The sequence below is a fragment of the Pandoraea cepalis genome (genome assembly GCF_902459665.1).
GTDB classification, from domain to species: domain Bacteria; phylum Pseudomonadota; class Gammaproteobacteria; order Burkholderiales; family Burkholderiaceae; genus Pandoraea; species Pandoraea cepalis.
This window is the reverse complement of sequence record NZ_CABPSL010000008.1, coordinates 100,754-119,490: the sequence shown is the minus strand read 5'-3', so window position 1 is coordinate 119,490 and position 18,737 is coordinate 100,754. Positions and strand designations below refer to the sequence as shown.

Here is an 18,737-nt window from a genome sequence, read left to right as displayed (position 1 = left end):
CGTGCGCGACGATGGACGCGTCATCAACGAGACGAGGTATCGAACCATGAGACAGGATCGCCGACACCCCATGCGCTTGACCGACCGGCATACGCTTCGCGATGCGTTGACCCATCGCGCCCGGACGCGCTCACGGCGAGGTCACGGTATGCCGCTGCTCGACGCGGGCCGAAGCCGGCGGCGGGGAGTGCAGCCCTGGACACCGCCCGCCTCGGTGCCACCGAGGCAGGCGCCGTTGACGGGGCGGCCGCAGTGCGGTGTGCGGCGCAGGGCGTTGGCACGGGGCGCGACACTGCTCGACGTCATGTTTGCCGTGCTGGCGCTGACGGCCGGTGCGCAGGGCTTTGCACGATGGCAGGCCGCCGGGGGAATGTCATCTGCCGAACTCGCATCGACGCCGAACGTGACGATGATGGCCTTGCCAGCCCGGGGGGCGGCACTGTCGCGACCCCCAGCGGCGGGCGATGCGTGGCTCGCTCTCGGTCAACCATGAGCGCGCCGCGCGGCGACTGGGGCGATGGCTGGCGCAAACGTCGCATGACTGGCTTCACGTTGCTCGAGGTGGTACTGGCCATGCCGCTGGGCTTGCTGGTCGTCATGGCGGCGACGGCGATCTATCTCGCGGGCATTCGCTTGTGGCGAGTGCAGGCTGAGCGATACGACGTCAACGAGCGCGCCATCTTCGCGCTGACGCAGCTCACGCGTGCCGTTGGTATGGCCGGATATCGAAACTGGGACCCGATGGAAGGCGCGATCCGATTGCCCGGGCAAGGGGTGAGAGACTGGCCGTCGCTGCGTGTCGGCGCCGAGTGTGCGCTCACGGCCGACAACTGTTCGCGGTTCGGATGGCAGGGCAGCGCGCTGCTGGAGGTGCAATTTCACGGGGCGGGCTTTTTGCTGGGCAATGGGGCTGTGCACAATTGCGGCGGGTACCGTGTGAAAGCCACGGGACGGCTGGACGAACGTCAACTCAGCATCTTCTATGTGGACAAGGGAGAAGACGCGATTCCCTCGCTTTACTGCCGCTACGGTGAGCGTCAGGCGACGGCGACCGATCTGCGCCGCCCGGAAGTGCTGGTCATGGGGGTGGAGGCCATGTACATCCGATTGGGGTTGCGTGACCGAGGGGCCGGGGGCTTGCGTTGGGTCGCGCCGGGCACGCGGATGCGGAACCGACCCGCGCGCCCGCCGGCCGGCGAGCGGGGATGGGAGAATGTGGCGGCGGTCGCGTTTTCGTTGGTGATGCGCGGGGCGCCGCGTCGCGGTGGCAAGCCGCGGGCAGTGAGCGTGATCGAAGTGTTCGACGCGGCGACCGGCGGTCGTGAGTTCAAGCGACTGGGCAACGCTGGCGACGTCCATTTACATGTGTTCAATGCGGTGGCCTATCGTCGCAACGACGGTGGCGTGGGGGCGGAGGCCGAATGGTTGGCGTCTTCATTGTGATGTGGTTGGCCGCCCTGATGGCACTGGCCGCCTCCGGCATGCAGCATCGCCAATTGGCGAACCGTTTCGTCGCGTACACGAACGATCGTGTCGGGGCGTTTGCCGCAGCCGACAAGGCACTTGCCGAGGCGCGCGACTGGCTTACCGACGGCGCACAGGCCGCGGAGATCGCGAGCATGTCGGCGTTCGACGCCGGGCCAAATGGGGTGCTGGCGGCGAGCCATCGGGGCGACGTCTGGTATCCAAAACGCGTGCCGCGATGGCGGACAGTCGAGTGGGGTGGCAGTGGAGCGGTCGTCAAACGGCATAAGGCAAGCTACTTTATCGAGCGAATCGCGTTGTCCGCCTATTGGACCGACGACGCGGCAAAGCGCGATGCGTCGGTGCGACGCTATCGGGTCAGTGCGATGGGATGTGGCGACTTGCCCGGGACGCGTGTCTACCTGCAGGCGATCTATGAGGTTCGTCGTCGCGAGCAGGCGGTTCGTCCCAGTGGGGGCAGCGGATCGGATGCTTCGCGTTCGTCGTATTCGTCGCGCGCATTGAGTTGGCGCGAGGTGGTGACGTGGCACGACGATGCCGTGGGAAAGTCCACGCACGGCGCTCAGCGTGAGTCTTGCGATGCATCATGATCCGCGGGCGATGTCGGGCATCACGCTGCTGGAGTGTGTTGTCGCGGTGGCGGTGCTTGCCGTGGCGCTGCTGGCGGTCGCGCCTTCCATCGAGGCCGTTCGCCGCCGGGTGGGGGTGGATATCACGGCGCGCGCCTTCCTGGCGTCGATGCAGGCCGCGCGAGCGGAAGCCCTGGCGCGCCACCGGCGCGTGGCGATAGCGCCGCACGATGGCGGGGCGCTGAGCGGCGGCTGGGTGACGTTCGTGGACGAAAATCGGAATCATCGCTTCGACGCGGGGGATCAATTGCTGGCGCGACATGCGCCGTTGCCACCGGGAGTACACATCGAAGCGGACTGGGCGCTGTACTACACGGAAGGGCTGGCGTTCGCGGAAAGCGGTTTCATACGAACCGAGCGCGACAAATGGCTCTCGGGGACGGTGCGGATCGAGGGGCACGAGCGTCGCATCTGCATCACGATCAATGCCTATGGCCGCGCCCGCATGTCACGTCGGTGCGCCGCCGCGCCGCGATGATTCCATGACCGCGCGCCGTCATGCAGTCATGCAGTCATGCGGGCGTGGCGTCGAGAAGTGGTGTTGCCGGCATGTCCCGAGGCATAAGGGGGCGTGCCCATTACATGACGGGGGGGATGCCGGCGTCGTTCTCGTTGGCGTGCGTGCTGTTCGTGGCGGACGCGGCAGTGGCGTGTGCCGCGTTGGGTTCATCGGCTTGCGGCGCTGACGGCTTCGTCGAGTCCTGCCAGAGCTTGATGCCTTGCCATGCGAGCACGCCGAGGCCGCCCCACTTGAGACCGCGACGAACAACGCGTCCGACGGGGGTATGCGACAAGCCGGTGAGCGCAAGCGAGGCCACCGAGCTGACCAGGGGGTAGCGCTCGAGCAGATCGCCGAGTTTGAGCCCGGAGTTCGCGAGGCCCCCAAGCCCGGCGAATTTCGCGAGGCCGCCCGGCAACAGGTAGCGCACCCAACGGAAATTGCGCAAACGCTCGCGCGTAACATGCGCGGCCTGGATCAGTTCAGCGCGCTCGACGGCGATGCGCGTGAGCACCAGCTCCTTGCGAATGGCGAGGAGATCGTGGCGCGAGCGTCGTGACGGTCGCGGGCGGCGAGGGCGGTTCGGTTCGAGCGGCACGGGCAGATCTCCTTCAGTCCGGACGCAGCGCGTCGCGATCCTTTTCGAACTCGGCCAGCGTGGCCTCGAACGGCATCGGCGCATCGCGCAGAATGTTGCGCGCACGCACGGCGCACCACCCCGCCAGCACCAGATACACGGCAAAGATGCCGGTCATGGCCTGAAGACGGTAGGTGTCCCAGAAAATCACGATCACCAGCGCGGTGAGCGACACCAGAGCGAGCACGCCGAAGAGCATCGCGGCCAGGCCGAGGAAAGCCACGCCCATCAGGCGCTCCTTCTCCTCGGTCAACTCGATGCCGATCAGTTCGATGCGCGACTGTACGATCTCGAGCAACGCACCGGCGAGGCGCCGCAGCGAAGGCCGCGGCGGGGTCGTGCGATCATTGTCGGTCATGGGGTGGGCTTGGCGGCCCCCCTGACCCGTCGCGCCGGTCAGGTGGGCTCCGCCTTGGGCAGAGTAGGCGAGGAAGTGACTTGCGTCGGCGTAACTTACTTACGGTTGAGCAGGAGGCCGATCACCACGCCGATGCCGGCGGCAATGCCCACGGCTTGCCACGGATGGTCGTGAACGTAGTCGTCGGTCACGCGCGCCGCCTGCTTGCTCTTCTCCACGACGACAACCTGCACGTCGGAGGCTTTTTCCTTGGCCTGCTTGAGCAGCGCCAGGGCCTTGTCGCTCAGTTCGGAGGCACGCTCACCGGTCGTGTTGGCGGCTTGCTTGAGCAGATCTTCGGCGTCGGCCAATACGGATTTGATATCGGTCATGAACTTCTCCTTGTTGGTAGGGACTTGCGACATGGTCGTTACCCGATTTTGGGAGGAAAATGCGAGAGGGATATGAGTCACATCGTAACGCGTTCAATGCGTCGTTGCCAGAAAACAACGTCCCAACCGCCTTATATTTCGAATAATTATTTGCACCAAATTTTTTATTCGTTCTGGCAAAGGTTAGCATCCTTTAGTCTTTACCCCACTGAGTTGACGGATCTCAAGGAGACTGTAAATGACATTGCGTTTGGGTGACATTGCCCCCGATTTCGAGCAAGACTCGTCGGTTGGCAAAATCAAGTTCCACGAATTTCTCGGCGACAGCTGGGGGGTGCTCTTCTCGCACCCGGCCGATTACACGCCGGTGTGCACGACCGAGCTCGGTCTGACCGCCAAACTCAAGGGTGAGTTCGAAAAGCGCAACGTAAAGGCCATCGCATTGTCGGTGGACGATGCCGAGTCGCACAAAGGCTGGATCAACGACATTAACGAAACGCAGCACACGACGGTCAACTTCCCGATCCTGGCCGACGGCAATCGCAAGGTGTCGCAGCTCTATGACATGATCCATCCGAACGCCAGCGAAACCGTGACCGTTCGCTCGCTGTTCGTGATCGATCCGAAAAAGAAGGTGCGCCTGACCATTACGTATCCGGCCAGCACGGGGCGCAACTTCGACGAAATCCTGCGCGTGATCGATTCGCTGCAACTGACCGATAACTACTCGGTGGCGACGCCGGGTAACTGGAAAGATGGCGAAGACGTCGTGATCGTCCCGTCGATCAAGGACGAAGCCGTGCTGAAGGAGAAATTCCCGAAGGGCTACAAGGTCGTGCGTCCCTACCTGCGTCTCACGCCGCAGCCGAACAAGTAATCCGGCTTGCATGTCGGAATGCTGTCGACGAATGTCGACGTTGTTCGACGGACGCTGAAACGGAAAATGCCAGCGCGAGAGCGCTGGCATTGTTGTTTGGTACGCGCCGTCGCCCGGGGGATTGACGGCCCGCGACTTGCGGCCTGAGAAACGACGCGTACCAGACAAGTGCCCTACGCCGCGCGAGCGACGCGCGGTGTAGGGTATCGAACCCATCCAATCGATCGAATCGATCGATTGGATGCGATGCGACGACAATCAGAAGAACGCCTGGATGCCGGTCTGTGCGCGCCCGAGGATCAGGGCGTGAATGTCGTGTGTGCCTTCGTAGGTGTTGACTACTTCGAGGTTCACCAGATGGCGGGCGATGCCGAACTCATCGGAGATGCCGTTGCCCCCGAGCATGTCGCGCGCGAGACGGGCAACATCAAGGGCCTTGCCGCACGAGTTGCGCTTCATGATCGACGTGATCTCGACGGCGGCGGTGCCCTCGTCCTTCATGCGCCCCAGGCGCAGGCAGCCTTGCAGACCCAACGTAATTTCCGTCTGCATGTCGGCCAGTTTCTTCTGGATCAACTGATTGGCGGCGAGCGGGCGACCGAACTGCTGACGGTCGAGCACATACTGGCGTGCCGTGTGCCAGCAGAATTCGGCGGCACCCAGCGCACCCCAGGCGATGCCGTAGCGGGCCGAGTTCAGGCAGGTGAACGGGCCCTTCAGGCCAGAGACGCCCGGCATCAGATTCTCTTCGGGCACGAACACCTGGTCCATCACGATCTCACCGGTGATCGACGCCCGCAGACCGACCTTGCCGTGAATCGCCGGGGCGGAGAGACCCTTCCAGCCCTTTTCCAGAATAAAGCCGCGAATCTTCTCCTCGCCACTCTCGTCGGCGAGCTTGCCCCAGACGACGAAGACGTCAGCGATCGGTGAGTTGGTGATCCACATCTTGCTGCCGCTCAACTCATAGCCACCGGCGACCTTCTTGGCGCGCGTGGTCATGCCGGCGGGGTCGGAACCGTGGTTGGGTTCCGTCAGGCCAAAGCAGCCGATCCATTCGCCGCTGACCAGCTTCGGCAGGTACTTCTGCTTCTGCGCTTCGCTGCCGAATTCGAAGATCGGCACCATGACGAGCGACGACTGCACCGACATCATCGAGCGATAGCCCGAATCCACGCGTTCGACTTCACGCGCAATCAGACCGTAGGCCACGTAGTTCAAGCCCGGGCCACCGTAGGCTTCAGGAATCGTCGGGCCGAGCAGGCCGATCTCGCCCATCTCGCGGAAGATGGCCGCGTCGGTGCGCTCGTGACGAAACGCCTCGAGCACGCGCGGTGCGAGCTTGTCGTTCGCGTAGGCGGCTGCCGCGTCGCGAATCATGCGCTCCTCGCTGGTGAGCTGCGCATCGAGCAACAGCGGATCTTCCCATTGAAACTGTGCATTGCCTGCCATGACCTATCTCCTCCGATGTTCTCGAAAAATGCGCTGACACAATTCTCGTCGGCCCCGCCTGATCGGCCGGCGGACCTTGCGGCCACCCGAACCCATGACGTGCTCCGACTTGACTAAAGTTCCGCAATGCGGAACAATGTTCCAAAACTGAAGTTAGTTTAACACTAAAATTTTTGGCTCGGCAACGGTCACTTGTTGTGCGGGTCGCCCCTTTTTGCTGCGGAGCGCGCGATGGTTGTGGTCAAAACGTCCCTGTCTGCCTTTGCCGGTGCGCCGGCGCATGGTGTGCCGCCGTCACATGACGAGCGCAAGTTCGTCACGGCGCTGGCACGTGGTCTTGAGCTGTTGCGTGCCTTTGGACCTGACGATGTCCTGTTGGGCAATCGCGACTTCGCTGCACGCACCGGGCTGCCGAAGGCGACCGTCAGCCGGCTGGCCTACACGCTCACTGAATTGGGCTATTTGCGTTACGACGCCGATCTGGGCAAGTACGCGCTCGACGCCGGCGTGCTGGCGCTGGGATATGCCTTCCTGAACGGCACCGACATGCTGACGCTGGCACGTCCGCACATGCGCGCGCTGGCCAAGGAAATGGGGTGTTCCATTTCGCTTGGTTGCCGGGAGGGTATCGACATGATGTATCTCGAGACCATCCGCAGCGATTCGGCGCATCTCACGCTGGGCCTGACGGCAGGATCACGCTTGTCGATGTTGACGAGTTCGATGGGGCGCGTCTACCTGGCGGCCATGACGCCTGTCGAGCGGGAGACGTTACTGGCCGATCTGCACGATGCCTATGACGCGAATCCGACGGCGCTGCGCAATGTCGGTTGGGACGCGCTGCAGTTGGGCGTCGACAAGGGCATCGAGACGTACCGGCGCGAGGGGTGTTGCTATTCGTTTCGCGATTGGCATGAAGGGGTGAACGCGGTCGCGGTCCCGTTGCGCGACGTGAGACAGAACCGATGGCTCGCGATCAGTTGCAGCGGCCCGTCGTCATCGATTCCGGATGCGGTCTTCCGCGAGGAGATCGCACCTCGATTGAAGCAACTCGCCGCGCGCCTCAGTGGGCAGGTGTAAGTCGGTGTAAGTCGGCAAAAACCGGCAAACGGCGGTGGTCCATCGGGTTGGGGGCCGCCCGCGGCACTCCATTGTCGGTTAAGTCGCACCGCGGGCGGCCCCCAACCCGATTCGCAACCGCCTTCGATGCGACGACACCCACCCACATGATCCGGCCAACAAAGCCAGGACGACCGCAGTAACCACAGCAGAGACGAACAGAGACGAGTCGGAACGAGCAGGTAGAAGCAGGAACGAGTAGGGGGGAACGTAGGGGCGCACGATGGCGGTGATTGTCCGTCCCCTGACGTAGCGACTTAACCGGCATTGGAGCGGAGTCAGGGGACGGGCAAGCGCCGCAGCCCTGGGCATGTGACTGGGCTGCGTGCGAATCTATGCGATGGGTGTCATCAGCGCACTGAAAAAAAACTCACAGCAACGTTCGCACATGCCAAAGCTCGGGGAACAGTACGACATCGAGCATCTTGCGCAAGTAGGGGGCGCCATTGGTACCACCGGTGCCTTGTTTGAAGCCGATGATGCGCTCGACCGTCGTGACGTGGCGGAAGCGCCATTGCCGGAACGCGTCTTCGAGATCGACCAGTTCCTCGGCCATCTCGTACAGTTCCCAGTGTTGCGATGGGTTGCGATATACCTCGAGCCATGCGGCCTCGACGGTGGCATCGTGCGGCGTCGGCGTCGTCCAGTCGCGCTCCAGGCGTTCAGGGGCAATGGCAAATCCGCGCCGTGCCAGAAGGCGCACCACCTCGTCGTAGAACGAAGGGGCGCCCAGCGCGGCCTGCACCTGCGCGAAGACATCGGGGCGATGCGAATGGGGCTTCAACATCGCCGCATTCTTGTTGCCCAGCATGAATTCCAGAATGCGGTACTGATACGACTGAAAGCCCGATGAGCTGCCCAGCGACGGGCGCATCGACGAATACTCCGACGGTGTCATCGTCGCGAGAACGCTCCACGCCTGCACGAGTTGCTCGAGAATGCGCGACACGCGGGCGAGCATTTTGAACGCGGGGGGCAGGTCGTCGTTGTGCACCGCCGTACGGGCCGCCTGCAACTCGTAGAGGGCAAGCTTCATCCACAACTCGCTCGTCTGATGCTGGATGATGAACAGCATCTCGTTGTGGTCGGTCGAGCGCGGATGCTGTGCGTTCAGAATTGGATCGAGCGACAGGTAGTCGCCGTAGCTCATGCTCTTCGAAAAATCGAGCTTCGCCTCATGCCATTGCGTGGCATCGGTCGGCGCATCCGCCGGTGCGGACGATGCGTCCGGCGTTGCGTCGTCCGGGCCTTGATGGCCGAACGGGCACCCGCCCGATGCGGGCGTCGTCTGGGGCGGGATGTTCTGCGGGTCGGGCGCGCAGGAAGGGGTCTTGCTCATGCTTATGACTCCTCGCTCAGGTCACCGCGCCGCGGCGACGAAACTCGGGCTTGTCCCACGAACCCGTGGTCAGCACGTCACGCAAAATTTCGACAGAATCCCAGACATCGGCAAAGCTCGTATAAAGCGGTGTCATGCCGAAGCGCATGATGCGCGGCTCGCGATAGTCGCCGATCACGCCGCGCGCGATCAGCGCCTGAATCACGGCGAACCCCTCCGGATGCTCGAAGCTTACCTGCGACCCGCGCGCCGCATGATCGCGCGGCGTCACCAGCGTGAGCGGGAATTCGGCGCAACGCGCTTCCACCAGTTCGATGAACAGATCCGTCAGCGCCAGCGATTTGCGACGCAGGGCGTCCATCGAGGTCTGCGCGAAAATATCCAGACCGCACTGCACCAGCGAAAGCGAGACGATCGGCTGCGTGCCGCACAGGTAGCGCCCGATGCCATTGTCCGGCGTGTATTCCGGCTGCATCGCGAACGGCGTGCGATGGCCCCACCAACCCGACAGCGGCTGCCAGAAGGTATCTTGGAGACGCTTGTTAACCCAGACGAATGCGGGGGCCCCTGGACCGCCATTCAGATATTTGTACGTGCAACCCACGGCGTAGTCGGCGTTGGCGCCGTTCAGATCGACCGGCACCGCACCGGCGGAGTGGCACAGATCCCACACGCACAGCGCACCGGCCGCGTGAATCTCGGCCGTACGCGCGGCCATGTCGTACATGGCGCCGGTGCGATAGTTCACATGCGTGAGCAACACCACGGCGACGTCGTCGCCCAGCGCGGCAGGGAGTTCTTCCGGCGAATCGATCAGGCGCAGCGAGTAACCGTCGTCGAGAAGGCGCGTGAGGCCTTGCACGATGTACAGGTCGGTCGGGAAGTTGCTGCGCTCGGAGACAACCACCTTGCGTTGCGGCGCGAGGGTGCGCTGCGCATCAAGGGCGGCGGCCATCACTTTGAAGAGGTTGCTCGACGTGGTGTCCGTCACCACCACTTCGCCTTTGCCGGCACCGACGATGGGGGCCAGGGCGTCGCCGAGCGTGCGCGGCAGCGCGAACCAATCGGCCTCGTTCCAACTGCGAATGAGACCCACGCCCCATTCGGCCGTAATCACCTCCTGGGCGCGTTGGGCCGAGGCCACCGGGCGCGCCCCCAGTGAGTTGCCGTCGAGATAGATCACGCCGGGCGGCAGATCGAATTGCGCGCGCAGCGCGGCGAGCGGATCGGCCGCGTCAAGGGCCAGACATTCGTTGCGAGAAGACGTCATGGTTTGCGTTTTGTCAGTGAAAGCAATGCGGAAAATGGAAGTCGTGTGTCATGTGTCATGCGCTCGGCGCGGTACGTGCCGCTCAAAGCGAGCGCAGCACCGCACGCACCGGGCTCGCATCGAGTCGCATGAACTTGAGCGGCAACGCGATGAGTTCGTAATCGGACGGTGCAATGGCATCGAGCACCAGTCCTTCGAGGATCGCCATACGATGCGCCCGAATGCGGTGGTGGGCGTCCATCGTCTTGCTCTCCTGGGGATCGAGCGACGGCGTGTCGATTCCGACCAACTTCACCCCATGCGCCGCGAGCAGGTCGATCGTCTCGGGCGCGACGGCGCAAAACGCACTGTCCCAGCGAGCGACGGGGGCCTGTGCATACGTGCGCAATAGCACGCGTGGCGGCACGTCTGTCAGGTAGGGGGCCACCCGATCCGGCGTGACGACCGGCGACGCGCCAACGCAATGAATGACCCGGCACGGCCCAAGATAAGTCTCAAGCGCCACTTCCCCGATAAAGGCGCCGTCGTCGTCGTAATGACGCGGCGCGTCGGCGTGGGCGCCCGTATGCGGCGACAGCGTGATGCGCCCGACGTTGACCGGGCAGCCCGGTCCGATCTGCCACACCGACTGTTCCGAGAACGGCGTGTCACCGGGCCAGACCGGCGTGTCGCTCGAGAGTGGCGCGCTGATATCCCACACGCGGCGCTCGACGGGCGTGTTGGCTGGGCGGTGGCGGGGTTCGGTCATGGGTGTGCGCAAAATCGTCAATCGATATGCGCATCTTAGAAGAATTCGCTTCGCAAGTGCTTGCGTATTCGGGGATGGCGAGGCGTGAAATTGATCGAAAAAATCGTATTTTCTTAATTTTAAGAAAGAATATTCGACAATATTGTGAGGTGATCGAATATTCGACGATTCGCCGCGCAAGGCGATCTGCGATTTCGGACGCTGCCGCGCGGTGATCGGAATGCGCCTACACGGGCGTTGCGCCCGCTGTGTCCCTTACGTTCCAGACGGTCCCGACGTCCCCTGCGTCATCTCGTCGATCAACCGGCGCAGGGTCGCTTTGAGCAAGGTAGATTGTTTTGTACCGAAGCGGGCGAGCACGCCGGCTTCGTGACGTCGTGCGCTGGCGAGCAGCGGGGTTACGCGCTCACGTCCTGCCTGGGTGAGCGAGACCATCGACTGGCGGCGGTCCGTGGCGCTCTCGCCGCGCACGACGTCGCCGGTCGCTTCGAGCCGGTCGACGATCTTGGTGAGCGTCGGCTGCTTGGCGAGCACGATGTCGGCCAGTTGATTGATGGTGCGCGCGCGACCGTCTGAGAGCGTGGCGAGAACACGCCACTCCGTCACACCGAGCCCGGCCGCCGCGACTTCACGGTGAAATTCGTCGGACACCAGCGTGCTCGCGCGCGCGAGCAGATAGGCCAGGTAGTCGTCGACGAACGGTGCACCGGCGGCAGACATGAGGCGGCTCAGCCGAGCGACTGCGGCTTGTGGAAGCCACCGGCGTGGAAGATCAGCGGCATGCGCTCGCCAACGTCGGCATGCACGCCGCAACGCTCGACTTCGCCAACAAAGATGACGTGGTCGCCTTCGTCGTAGCGGCTGCGGTTATGACATTCGAACCAGGCCAGCGCACCGTCGAGAACCGGCGTGCCCGACGCCGAGAGCGTATAAGGCACACCCGCAAAACGGTCGCCCTTCATCGTGGCGAAACGCTTGCAGATGTCGAGTTGATCGGACGCGAGCACATTCACGGCATAGTGCGAGTTCTCGCGAAAGACCGGCATGCTGCCTGCGCGCGTGGCAAGACTCCACAGAATGAGCGGCGGCGTGAGCGACACTGAGTTGAACGAACTGGCGGTGATCCCGATAAGCGATCCGTCGTCGGCGCGCGTGGTAATCACGGTCACCCCGGTCGCGAATTGACCAAGCGCATGACGAAAGGCCGCGTTGTCGAAATCTGGCGCTGAGGCGCGTTTGGCGTTCACTGTCCCTGCACTCCCGTCCGGCAAATTTGATCGGGTTGATTTGTATGAATATTCATATACTATGGCACGAACAACAGATCGACAAGACGCATGACGGCCAGCCGCGTGCCAGAGGGGAATGTCCCCGGCAGGCGAGAAGGTCAGACGCTCAGGAGACGATATGCTGATCGAGCGAATCGAGCATAAGTGGATCGACGTATTTGCCGAGACCTTGCGGCGCTGCGGTATCGGACCCGGTGATGTGGTGGCGATTGTAGCCGAAACGCAATCCCGGCCTGTCAACGTGGAATTAGCGCAACTTGCCGCCGAATCGCTTGGCGCCGCGCCATTTCGGCTGGTCGTGCCGAGTCGGCGCGTGAGTGCGCCGGTGCCGGTGCGCTCGACCGGCGCGAGCGACGCACTGGGTGGGTTGGCGCCCGTCGTCGCTGCGCTCAAGGCGGCCACACTGGTCGTCGACTGCACGGTCGAAGGCCTGTTGCATGCCCCTGAACTGCCCGACATCCTCGGCGGCGGTGCGCGCGTGTTGATGGTCTCAAACGAACATCCCGAAATTCTGGAACGTTGCGCGACCGATCCGGCGCTCGAACCGAAAGTGCGCGCCGCGATCAAGCGTTTGCGCGCGGCCGCCCAAATGCACGTCACCTCCGCCGCCGGTACCGATCTGCGCATCGGGCTTCGCGATGCGCGTGTGGGCGGCGTCTGGGGCTGGTGCGCCAAGCCGGGGCAGGTGGCCCACTGGCCGGGCGGTCTGGCGCTGGCATTTCCCGCCGCGCACAGCGTGAACGGACAGCTCGTGCTGGCCCCCGGCGACATCAACCTCACATTCAAGCAATATCTGCGCGATCGCATCGCGCTCACCGTCGAAGACGACTATGTTGTCGCCATCGATGGCGAAGGTGTGGACGTCGACCTCATGCGCGACTACTTCGCGGCGTGGGGCGATCGCGACGCCTATGCCGTCTCGCACGTCGGCTTCGGCCTGAACCCTCGTGCCCGCTGGGACGCACTCGCCTGTTACGACAAACGCGATTGCAACGGCACCGAGCAGCGCGCCTTTGCGGGCAACTTCCTGTACTCGACCGGTGCCAACGAAGTGGCGGGACGTCACACGCTCGGGCATTTCGACCTGCCGCTGCGGCGTTGCACGATCGCGCTCGACGGCGACGTCGTGGTGCGCGACGGGCAATTGCAAGGCGAGTTCGCGTCATGACGCGCCTCGTGCCCGCCTGTCGCATCGCCGGTGACGGCCCGCTCACGCTCGTGCTGCTGCATGGCATCGGCGGCAATCGTCACGTGTGGCCCGCGCAATTCGAGACGTTCGTGGCGGCCGGTTATCGCGTGGCCGCCTGGGACATGCCCGGTTACGGCGAGAGCGCCATGCCCGCCGAGGCGACAATGGCGGCGCTGGCCGACCGCTTGCGAACGCTGCTCGACGCGTTGGGGCCCTCGCGTTTCGTGCTCGTCGGCCACAGCATGGGCGGCATGGTCGCGCAGGAGCTGATGGCGCGCGGCGCGCCATTCACGCGCGATATCGCCGCGCTGATCCTGTGCGGCACGTCGCCCGCGTTCGGCAAGCCCGACGGCGACTTTCAGCGCGAGTTCGTGCGGCAGCGTACCGCCCCGCTCGACGCAGGCAAGACCTTGCGCGAAATGGCTGAAGCCATCGTGCCGGGCATGCTTGGCGACCCATCCGCGACCGCGCGCGCGAGTGCGCACACACTGGCCGTCGATGCGATGGGCGCGCTCACGCCCGTGGCCTACCGCGCGGCGCTCCAGGCGCTGGTCGGTTTCGAACAGCGCGCCGCACTCGCGCGTCTTGCCGTGCCGGTGCTGCTGATCGCCGGTGAGCACGACACCAACGCGCCGGCGAAAGTCATGGCGCGCATGGCCGACGCCATCCCGGCGGCGCGCTACGTTTGCCTGCCCGGCGCAGGGCATCTCATGAATCTGACGCATCCGGCGGAATTCAATGCCGAGGTGCGCGCCTTCCTCGAATCACTCTAGGAGACCACCGTGGCCTATCAGCCCCCTTCGATCGTCGGCGAGCATCATCCGCTCACGGACAAGCAACGGCGCCTGCTGGCGCTGGCCGAGCAGGTGGGACGCGAGTCGCTCGCGCCGCGCGCCGCCCGCTGGGATCGCGAAGCGTCGTTCCCGTTCGAGAACTACGACGACATGCGCGCCGCTGGTTTGCTGAAGTTGTGCATTCCCGAATCGGACGGCGGCCTGGGCGCCGATTTCGCCACGTACATGATGGTCTCCGCCGAACTGGGCCGCCATTGCGGTGCGACGGCGCTTACGTTCAACATGCACACATGTTCGATGATGTGGACCGGCATTCTCGCCGACGATCTCGACATGACGCCCGAGCAACGCGCCGAGCACGCGCGCTATCGCGAGCATCACTTCGCGCGCGTGATCCAGGACGGGGCGATCTATGCGCAACCGTTCTCCGAGGGCAGCGCGGCCGCGGCGGGCAAGGCGCCGTTCGGCACCACGGCGACGAAAGTCGACGGCGGGTGGAAGATCAACGGACGCAAGATCTTCGCGTCGCTCTCGGGGGCGGCGAACTACTACGGCGTGCTGTGCACCGAAGACAAGCCCGAGTTGTCGATGAAGGACACGTTCTATATCGCGGTGCCCGGCGACGCCCCGGGCGTCACCGTGACCGGCGACTGGGATCCGCTCGGCATGCGCGGCACCGTCTCGCGCACGCTGCTTTTCAAGGATGTGTTCGTTCCCGACGAACTGCAATTGATGCCGCGCGGCGTCTACTATCAGGCCGCCAGTCGTTGGCCGCACATGTTCATGACGCTGGCCCCGACGTACATGGGCATCGCTCAGGCCGCGTACGATTTCACGGTGCGCTATTTGCGAGGGGAAGCCGAGGGCATGGGGGCGCCAGTCAAGCGTCGTATGTATCCGACCAAGCAGATTGCCGTCGCGCAGATGCACATCATGCTCGAGCAGACGCGCGCGCTTTTCCTGCGCGCGTTGCAGGACGGCCGGGCCGACCCGGGCAAGGAGGCGCGTCTGCGCGCCTATGCGGCGCAGTACACGATCATGGAGAATGCCAACGAGCTGTGCCGTCTGGCCATTCGTACGTGCGGCGGACAGTCGATGCTCAAGACGCTGCCGCTCGAACGCCTGTATCGTGATTCGCGTTGCGGTGCGCTGATGTTGCCCTGGACCGCGGAGCTGTGCCTCGATCGCATCGGCCGCGAGGCGCTTTACGAACCGGGCGAGCGCGACGAGTAAGCTACGCACTCACGCCTCACCGTCTCTCTTGTCACGGAGAATCAGTTGACGCCCTTTGTAGAAGCGCTTGCCCGTCACGCACGTGCCACGCCGCAGCGGCTGGCGCTGCGCTGCGGCGTTGGCGACGAAGCGCAGCAGACCGACTTCGCCGCACTTTGGCGCCGCATCGAACGTGTGGGCGGCCATCTGCGCGGCACGTGGCGGATCGCCCCGGGCGAGCGCGTCGCATGCCTGGGGCTGAACGACGAGCTGCAACTGGCGCTGTTGTTCGCGTGCGCACGTGCCGGCGCCATCTTCCTGCCGCTGAATTTCCGTCTCGCCGTTCCCGAACTGGCGGCCATCGTGCGCCATGCCGGGGTGCGCGTGCTCTGGTCAGACGCGACGCATCGCGACATGGCCCGTCAGATTCGCGATGCGCTTGAAGTCACTGGCGACACCGCCCTGCCGCCACCGGCTATTGCGTCGATCGAAGGGCTGATCGCGGTGCCGTCGATCAAGCCGGTCGATTACCCGGACGTTGCCGCCGATGCCCCCGTGTTGCTCGCCTATACGTCGGGCACAACCGGCGAGCCCAAGGGGGCCTTGCACACACAGGCCGGGCTGCTGGCCAACGCCGAGGCCAGTTGGTGGGCGCACGAGATGCGTGCCGACGACCACGTCCTCTCGACCTTGCCGATGTTCCACGTCGGCGGTTTGTGCATCCAGACGTTACCGGCGCTGTTGCGCGGGGCGAGCGTTACGTTGCATCCGCGCTTCGATCCGGCCGCCTGGCTCACCGACGTGGCGAAACATCGGCCGACGCTGTCGTTGATGGTGCCCGCGACAATGCGCGCGGTGCAATGCCACCCGCTATGGCAGACGACCGATCTGTCCTCGTTGCGCGGCGTGATGGCCGGGTCCAGCGTTGTGCCGATGTCGGCCATCGACGCCTTCCATGCGCGCGGCATTCCGCTCGGGCAAGTCTATGGCGCGACCGAGACCGGGCCGGTGTCGATCGCGTTGCGCTTCGGCGAGGCGAAGGCCCATCCCGGCACGGTTGGCCGGGCGTGCCCCGGCGTGGAAGTCCGCCTGACCGATGCCGCGGGCCAGCCGGTTCTCGCCGGAGAGGTTGGCGAGATTCTCGTGCGCGCGCCGAATGTGATGCGCGAGTACTGGCGCGCGCCGGACCACGCTTCATTTGAAGGCGGCTGGTTTCACTCCGGCGATCTGGCACGGTTGCGCGACGACGGCTGTTTCGAAGTCGTGGGTCGCAGCAAGGACATGATCATCTCGGGCGGCGAGAACATCTATCCGGCAGAAATTGAAAACGCGCTGGTCGACTGTCCGGGCGTGTTGGAGGCCGCTGTCGTCGGGGTGCCGGATGAGCGATGGGGCGAGGTGCCCGTTGCCGTCGTCGTGTCCGCGTCATCGGCGAGCGCGACGCAACAATCCGTGCTCGATTTCCTCGGCGCACGCATCGCTCGCTTCAAATTACCGCGACGGGTGGTCATCGTCGACGCGCTGCCGAAGAGCGCCCTTGGGAAAGTGCAGAAGCCGATTCTCATTGGCTGGTTATCGGCGGCCTCTGAATCGCAAACGTCGATGCTCGGTCGATAATAAAAAAGATCACCCGGTGTTCGCTGAAAAACGCCGAATCCCTTATTTCATAAGGGGTTCGGCGTTTTTTTATGCGTCGCCCGCGTAATGCGTAAGGGAAAATCCCTATGCGTAATCCTTTGGTTTGTTACCATCGGGTGGGAATTCAATTTTTTACTTTGGGAATTGCGTCGCAAGATAGCGCCCATGTCGTCATCAACGGGGTAGCCCGCTGATTTCTTTGCTTTCTTTGGCTTTTTAAGACGATGGACACCACCGAAGCGCAATCGGTCTCAGAGCGCGTGTTGCAAGTGCTTGTGACGGTCGCACGTCATGGACGACCGATCGCGGCACGCGAGATCGCCGCGCAAACGAGCTTGCCGCTCTCTACCGTTTACCGCCACCTCGTGCCGCTCAAGAAGTGGGGCCTGGTGCAGGAGCACGCCCATGAGGCGCTCTACGAACCGGGCCCGGTCGGCGTGCAATTGGCGTGGGGTTTCGACCACAACTCGCATCTTGTCACTCAGGCACGCGAAGAAATCGAAGCCCTCGTGCAGCGCACCGGCGAGACCGTGGGTCTGCTGGTCGCCGCGAATGGCCAGGTCGTTTGCCTTGACATGCACGAGAGCGAGCAATCGCTGCGTTGCTCCTTTGCGAAGGGGCGTGCCCACCCGCTGGTGCATGGCGCTTCCGCCAAGGCGCTGCTCTCGTTCCTGCCGCAAGCCACCCGCGAGAGCTTGATCAGCCGACAACTGGCGGGCCAGCCGGTGGCGCAGGAGCGTCTGGTTGCGCAGGTCGAGGAGATCCGCAAGCAGCGGTATGCGGTGTCCGAAAGCGAAGTCGACTTCGGCGTCTGGGGCGTGTCGGCCCCGGTGTTCGCCGCCAAGGAGCGTCTGGAAGGCACCATCACCTTGATGGCGCCGGCCGTGCGTGTGGCTCAGCGCCACGACGAGCTGATTCGCCTCACGTTGGCGGCAGCCGAGCGTATTTCGAATCGATTGCAATACTTTTAACCGGTTATCCGACCGAGACTACACGAAGGAGTCCCAGATGAAATTGCGTCACATCCTGTTCACGATGGCGCTGGCCATCACCTGCTCGAGCAAGGTTTTCGCGGCCGACGACGTGCTGCGTGTCGCCACCGATGCGACCTTCCCGCCGTTCGAATACGTGGAAAACGGCAAGCGTACCGGGTTCGACGTCGAGATGATCGAAGCCCTCGGCAAGGTCATGGGCAAGAAGATCGAGTGGATCGACATCGATTTCAAGGGCCTGATCCCGGCCGTGCTGTCAAAGCGTGCCGACGTGGCTGCATCGGCGATCTATATCACCGACGAGCGCCTGAAGGTCGTGAATTTCACGCATCCGTACTACACCGGCGGTCTGGCGATTCTGGTCAAGGCTGACAACACGGCCATCAAGGAACCGGCCGACCTGAACGGCAAGAAGGTGTCGGTCCAGGTGGGCACGAAGTCGGTGCAGTTCCTGAAGGAAAGCTACCCGAAGGTCGAGCGCGTGGAAGTCGAGAAGAACGACCAGATGTTCGAACTCGTGAAGATTGGCCGCGCCGACGCCGCCGTGACCGGTAAGCCTGCGGCGCTGTTGTACGCCAAGGCGAACCCGGTCGTGAAGGTGCTCGACAAGACGCTGACGGTCGAGCGCTATGGTTTTGCCGTGCGCAAGGGCGACACCGAGCTGACCAACGAGATGAACAAGGCGCTTGAGAAGGTGCGTGCCGACGGCACCTACGCCGCGCTGGTCACCAAGTACTTCGGTGCTGCGAAGTAAATTTTTCACCAACGTAATGCCAACGTAATACCGGGCGGGTCGACCGTTGCCCCGAATGGGGAGACGGCGCCCGCCGACGCAATAA

At 63.9% G+C, this 18,737-nt stretch carries 20 protein-coding genes; 11 read left to right on the top strand and 9 right to left on the bottom strand.

Features of this window, described 5'->3' with window-relative positions:
- The first annotated feature begins 489 nt into the window (after positions 1–489).
- The 3 genes from PCE31106_RS24005 to PCE31106_RS12510 are packed head-to-tail and all read left to right on the top strand — an operon-like array spanning position 490 to position 2,592.
- Positions 490–1,443 carry a PilW family protein gene (locus PCE31106_RS24005; RefSeq protein WP_174975148.1) on the top strand — a complete coding sequence of 318 codons (954 nt, stop codon included), beginning with the start codon at positions 490–492 and terminating at the stop codon, positions 1,441–1,443.
- Complete coding sequence (locus tag PCE31106_RS12515) at positions 1,422–2,075, top strand: pilus assembly protein (protein WP_150563463.1); 654 nt, start codon at positions 1,422–1,424, stop codon at positions 2,073–2,075. The genes PCE31106_RS24005 and PCE31106_RS12515 overlap by 22 nt, the downstream gene beginning before the upstream one ends.
- Positions 2,065–2,592 (top strand): GspH/FimT family protein, encoded by a 528-nt coding sequence (locus PCE31106_RS12510; protein ID WP_174975146.1) that lies wholly within the window; start codon positions 2,065–2,067, stop codon positions 2,590–2,592. The genes PCE31106_RS12515 and PCE31106_RS12510 overlap by 11 nt, the downstream gene beginning before the upstream one ends.
- Before the next feature lie 100 nt (positions 2,593–2,692).
- Here PCE31106_RS12510 and PCE31106_RS12505 read toward each other — a convergent pair whose 3' ends face one another.
- From PCE31106_RS12505 to PCE31106_RS12495, 3 genes are all read right to left on the bottom strand, one after another.
- Positions 2,693–3,211: a DUF3318 domain-containing protein gene (locus PCE31106_RS12505; RefSeq protein WP_174975144.1), complete on the bottom strand. Its 519-nt coding sequence runs from the start codon at positions 3,209–3,211 to the stop codon at positions 2,693–2,695.
- A 13-nt stretch (positions 3,212–3,224) separates the two neighbouring features.
- Entirely contained in the window at positions 3,225–3,608 is a 384-nt protein-coding gene (locus tag PCE31106_RS12500) for a phage holin family protein (RefSeq protein ID WP_017231662.1), read from the bottom strand.
- 95 nt (positions 3,609–3,703) lie between these two features.
- On the bottom strand, positions 3,704–4,012 hold the full coding sequence (locus PCE31106_RS12495; RefSeq protein WP_026131540.1) for an ElaB/YgaM/YqjD family protein: 309 nt from the start codon (positions 4,010–4,012) through the stop codon (positions 3,704–3,706).
- Positions 4,013–4,217: 205 nt separating this feature from the next.
- Between PCE31106_RS12495 and PCE31106_RS12490 the strand changes: the two genes are divergently transcribed.
- The gene (locus tag PCE31106_RS12490; RefSeq protein WP_150563460.1) at positions 4,218–4,856 is read left to right on the top strand and encodes a peroxiredoxin; all 639 of its coding nucleotides are present in this window, start codon (positions 4,218–4,220) and stop codon (positions 4,854–4,856) included.
- A gap of 258 nt (positions 4,857–5,114) precedes the next feature.
- Here PCE31106_RS12490 and PCE31106_RS12485 read toward each other — a convergent pair whose 3' ends face one another.
- Positions 5,115–6,308 carry an acyl-CoA dehydrogenase gene (locus PCE31106_RS12485; RefSeq protein ID WP_017231665.1) on the bottom strand — a complete coding sequence of 398 codons (1,194 nt, stop codon included), beginning with the start codon at positions 6,306–6,308 and terminating at the stop codon, positions 5,115–5,117.
- A 231-nt stretch (positions 6,309–6,539) separates the two neighbouring features.
- On the opposite strand from PCE31106_RS12485, the gene PCE31106_RS12480 reads away from it, so the two are divergent.
- The gene (locus PCE31106_RS12480; RefSeq protein ID WP_254441006.1) at positions 6,540–7,388 is read left to right on the top strand and encodes an IclR family transcriptional regulator; all 849 of its coding nucleotides are present in this window, start codon (positions 6,540–6,542) and stop codon (positions 7,386–7,388) included.
- A gap of 409 nt (positions 7,389–7,797) precedes the next feature.
- On the opposite strand, the gene kynA is transcribed toward PCE31106_RS12480, so the two are convergent.
- From kynA to PCE31106_RS12455, 5 genes are all read right to left on the bottom strand, one after another.
- A complete protein-coding gene (gene kynA, locus PCE31106_RS12475; RefSeq protein ID WP_150563459.1) occupies positions 7,798–8,766 on the bottom strand; it encodes a tryptophan 2,3-dioxygenase in 969 nt (322 codons plus the stop codon).
- A gap of 16 nt (positions 8,767–8,782) precedes the next feature.
- On the bottom strand, positions 8,783–10,036 hold the full coding sequence (kynU, locus tag PCE31106_RS12470) for a kynureninase (protein WP_150563458.1): 1,254 nt from the start codon (positions 10,034–10,036) through the stop codon (positions 8,783–8,785).
- 82 nt (positions 10,037–10,118) lie between these two features.
- A complete protein-coding gene (gene kynB, locus PCE31106_RS12465) occupies positions 10,119–10,784 on the bottom strand; it encodes an arylformamidase (protein WP_017231669.1) in 666 nt (221 codons plus the stop codon).
- A 255-nt stretch (positions 10,785–11,039) separates the two neighbouring features.
- Complete coding sequence (locus PCE31106_RS12460) at positions 11,040–11,504, bottom strand: MarR family winged helix-turn-helix transcriptional regulator (RefSeq protein WP_150563457.1); 465 nt, start codon at positions 11,502–11,504, stop codon at positions 11,040–11,042.
- Between the two features lie 8 nt (positions 11,505–11,512).
- Positions 11,513–12,031 (bottom strand): flavin reductase family protein, encoded by a 519-nt coding sequence (locus tag PCE31106_RS12455; protein WP_130026652.1) that lies wholly within the window; start codon positions 12,029–12,031, stop codon positions 11,513–11,515.
- A gap of 160 nt (positions 12,032–12,191) precedes the next feature.
- Between PCE31106_RS12455 and PCE31106_RS12450 the strand changes: the two genes are divergently transcribed.
- From PCE31106_RS12450 to PCE31106_RS12425, 6 genes are all read left to right on the top strand, one after another.
- Positions 12,192–13,241 (top strand): 2,5-dihydroxypyridine 5,6-dioxygenase NicX family protein, encoded by a 1,050-nt coding sequence (locus PCE31106_RS12450; RefSeq protein ID WP_017231672.1) that lies wholly within the window; start codon positions 12,192–12,194, stop codon positions 13,239–13,241.
- Positions 13,238–14,035 carry an alpha/beta fold hydrolase gene (locus PCE31106_RS12445; protein ID WP_150563456.1) on the top strand — a complete coding sequence of 266 codons (798 nt, stop codon included), beginning with the start codon at positions 13,238–13,240 and terminating at the stop codon, positions 14,033–14,035. The genes PCE31106_RS12450 and PCE31106_RS12445 overlap by 4 nt, the downstream gene beginning before the upstream one ends.
- 9 nt (positions 14,036–14,044) lie before the next feature.
- Positions 14,045–15,289: an acyl-CoA dehydrogenase family protein gene (locus PCE31106_RS12440; protein ID WP_017235003.1), complete on the top strand. Its 1,245-nt coding sequence runs from the start codon at positions 14,045–14,047 to the stop codon at positions 15,287–15,289.
- Positions 15,290–15,334: 45 nt separating this feature from the next.
- A complete protein-coding gene (locus tag PCE31106_RS12435) occupies positions 15,335–16,885 on the top strand; it encodes a class I adenylate-forming enzyme family protein (RefSeq protein ID WP_150563455.1) in 1,551 nt (516 codons plus the stop codon).
- Positions 16,886–17,130: 245 nt separating this feature from the next.
- Complete coding sequence (locus PCE31106_RS12430) at positions 17,131–17,877, top strand: IclR family transcriptional regulator (RefSeq protein WP_017235005.1); 747 nt, start codon at positions 17,131–17,133, stop codon at positions 17,875–17,877.
- Between the two features lie 37 nt (positions 17,878–17,914).
- Entirely contained in the window at positions 17,915–18,652 is a 738-nt protein-coding gene (locus tag PCE31106_RS12425) for a transporter substrate-binding domain-containing protein (RefSeq protein ID WP_017235006.1), read from the top strand.
- Positions 18,653–18,737: the final 85 nt, after the last annotated feature.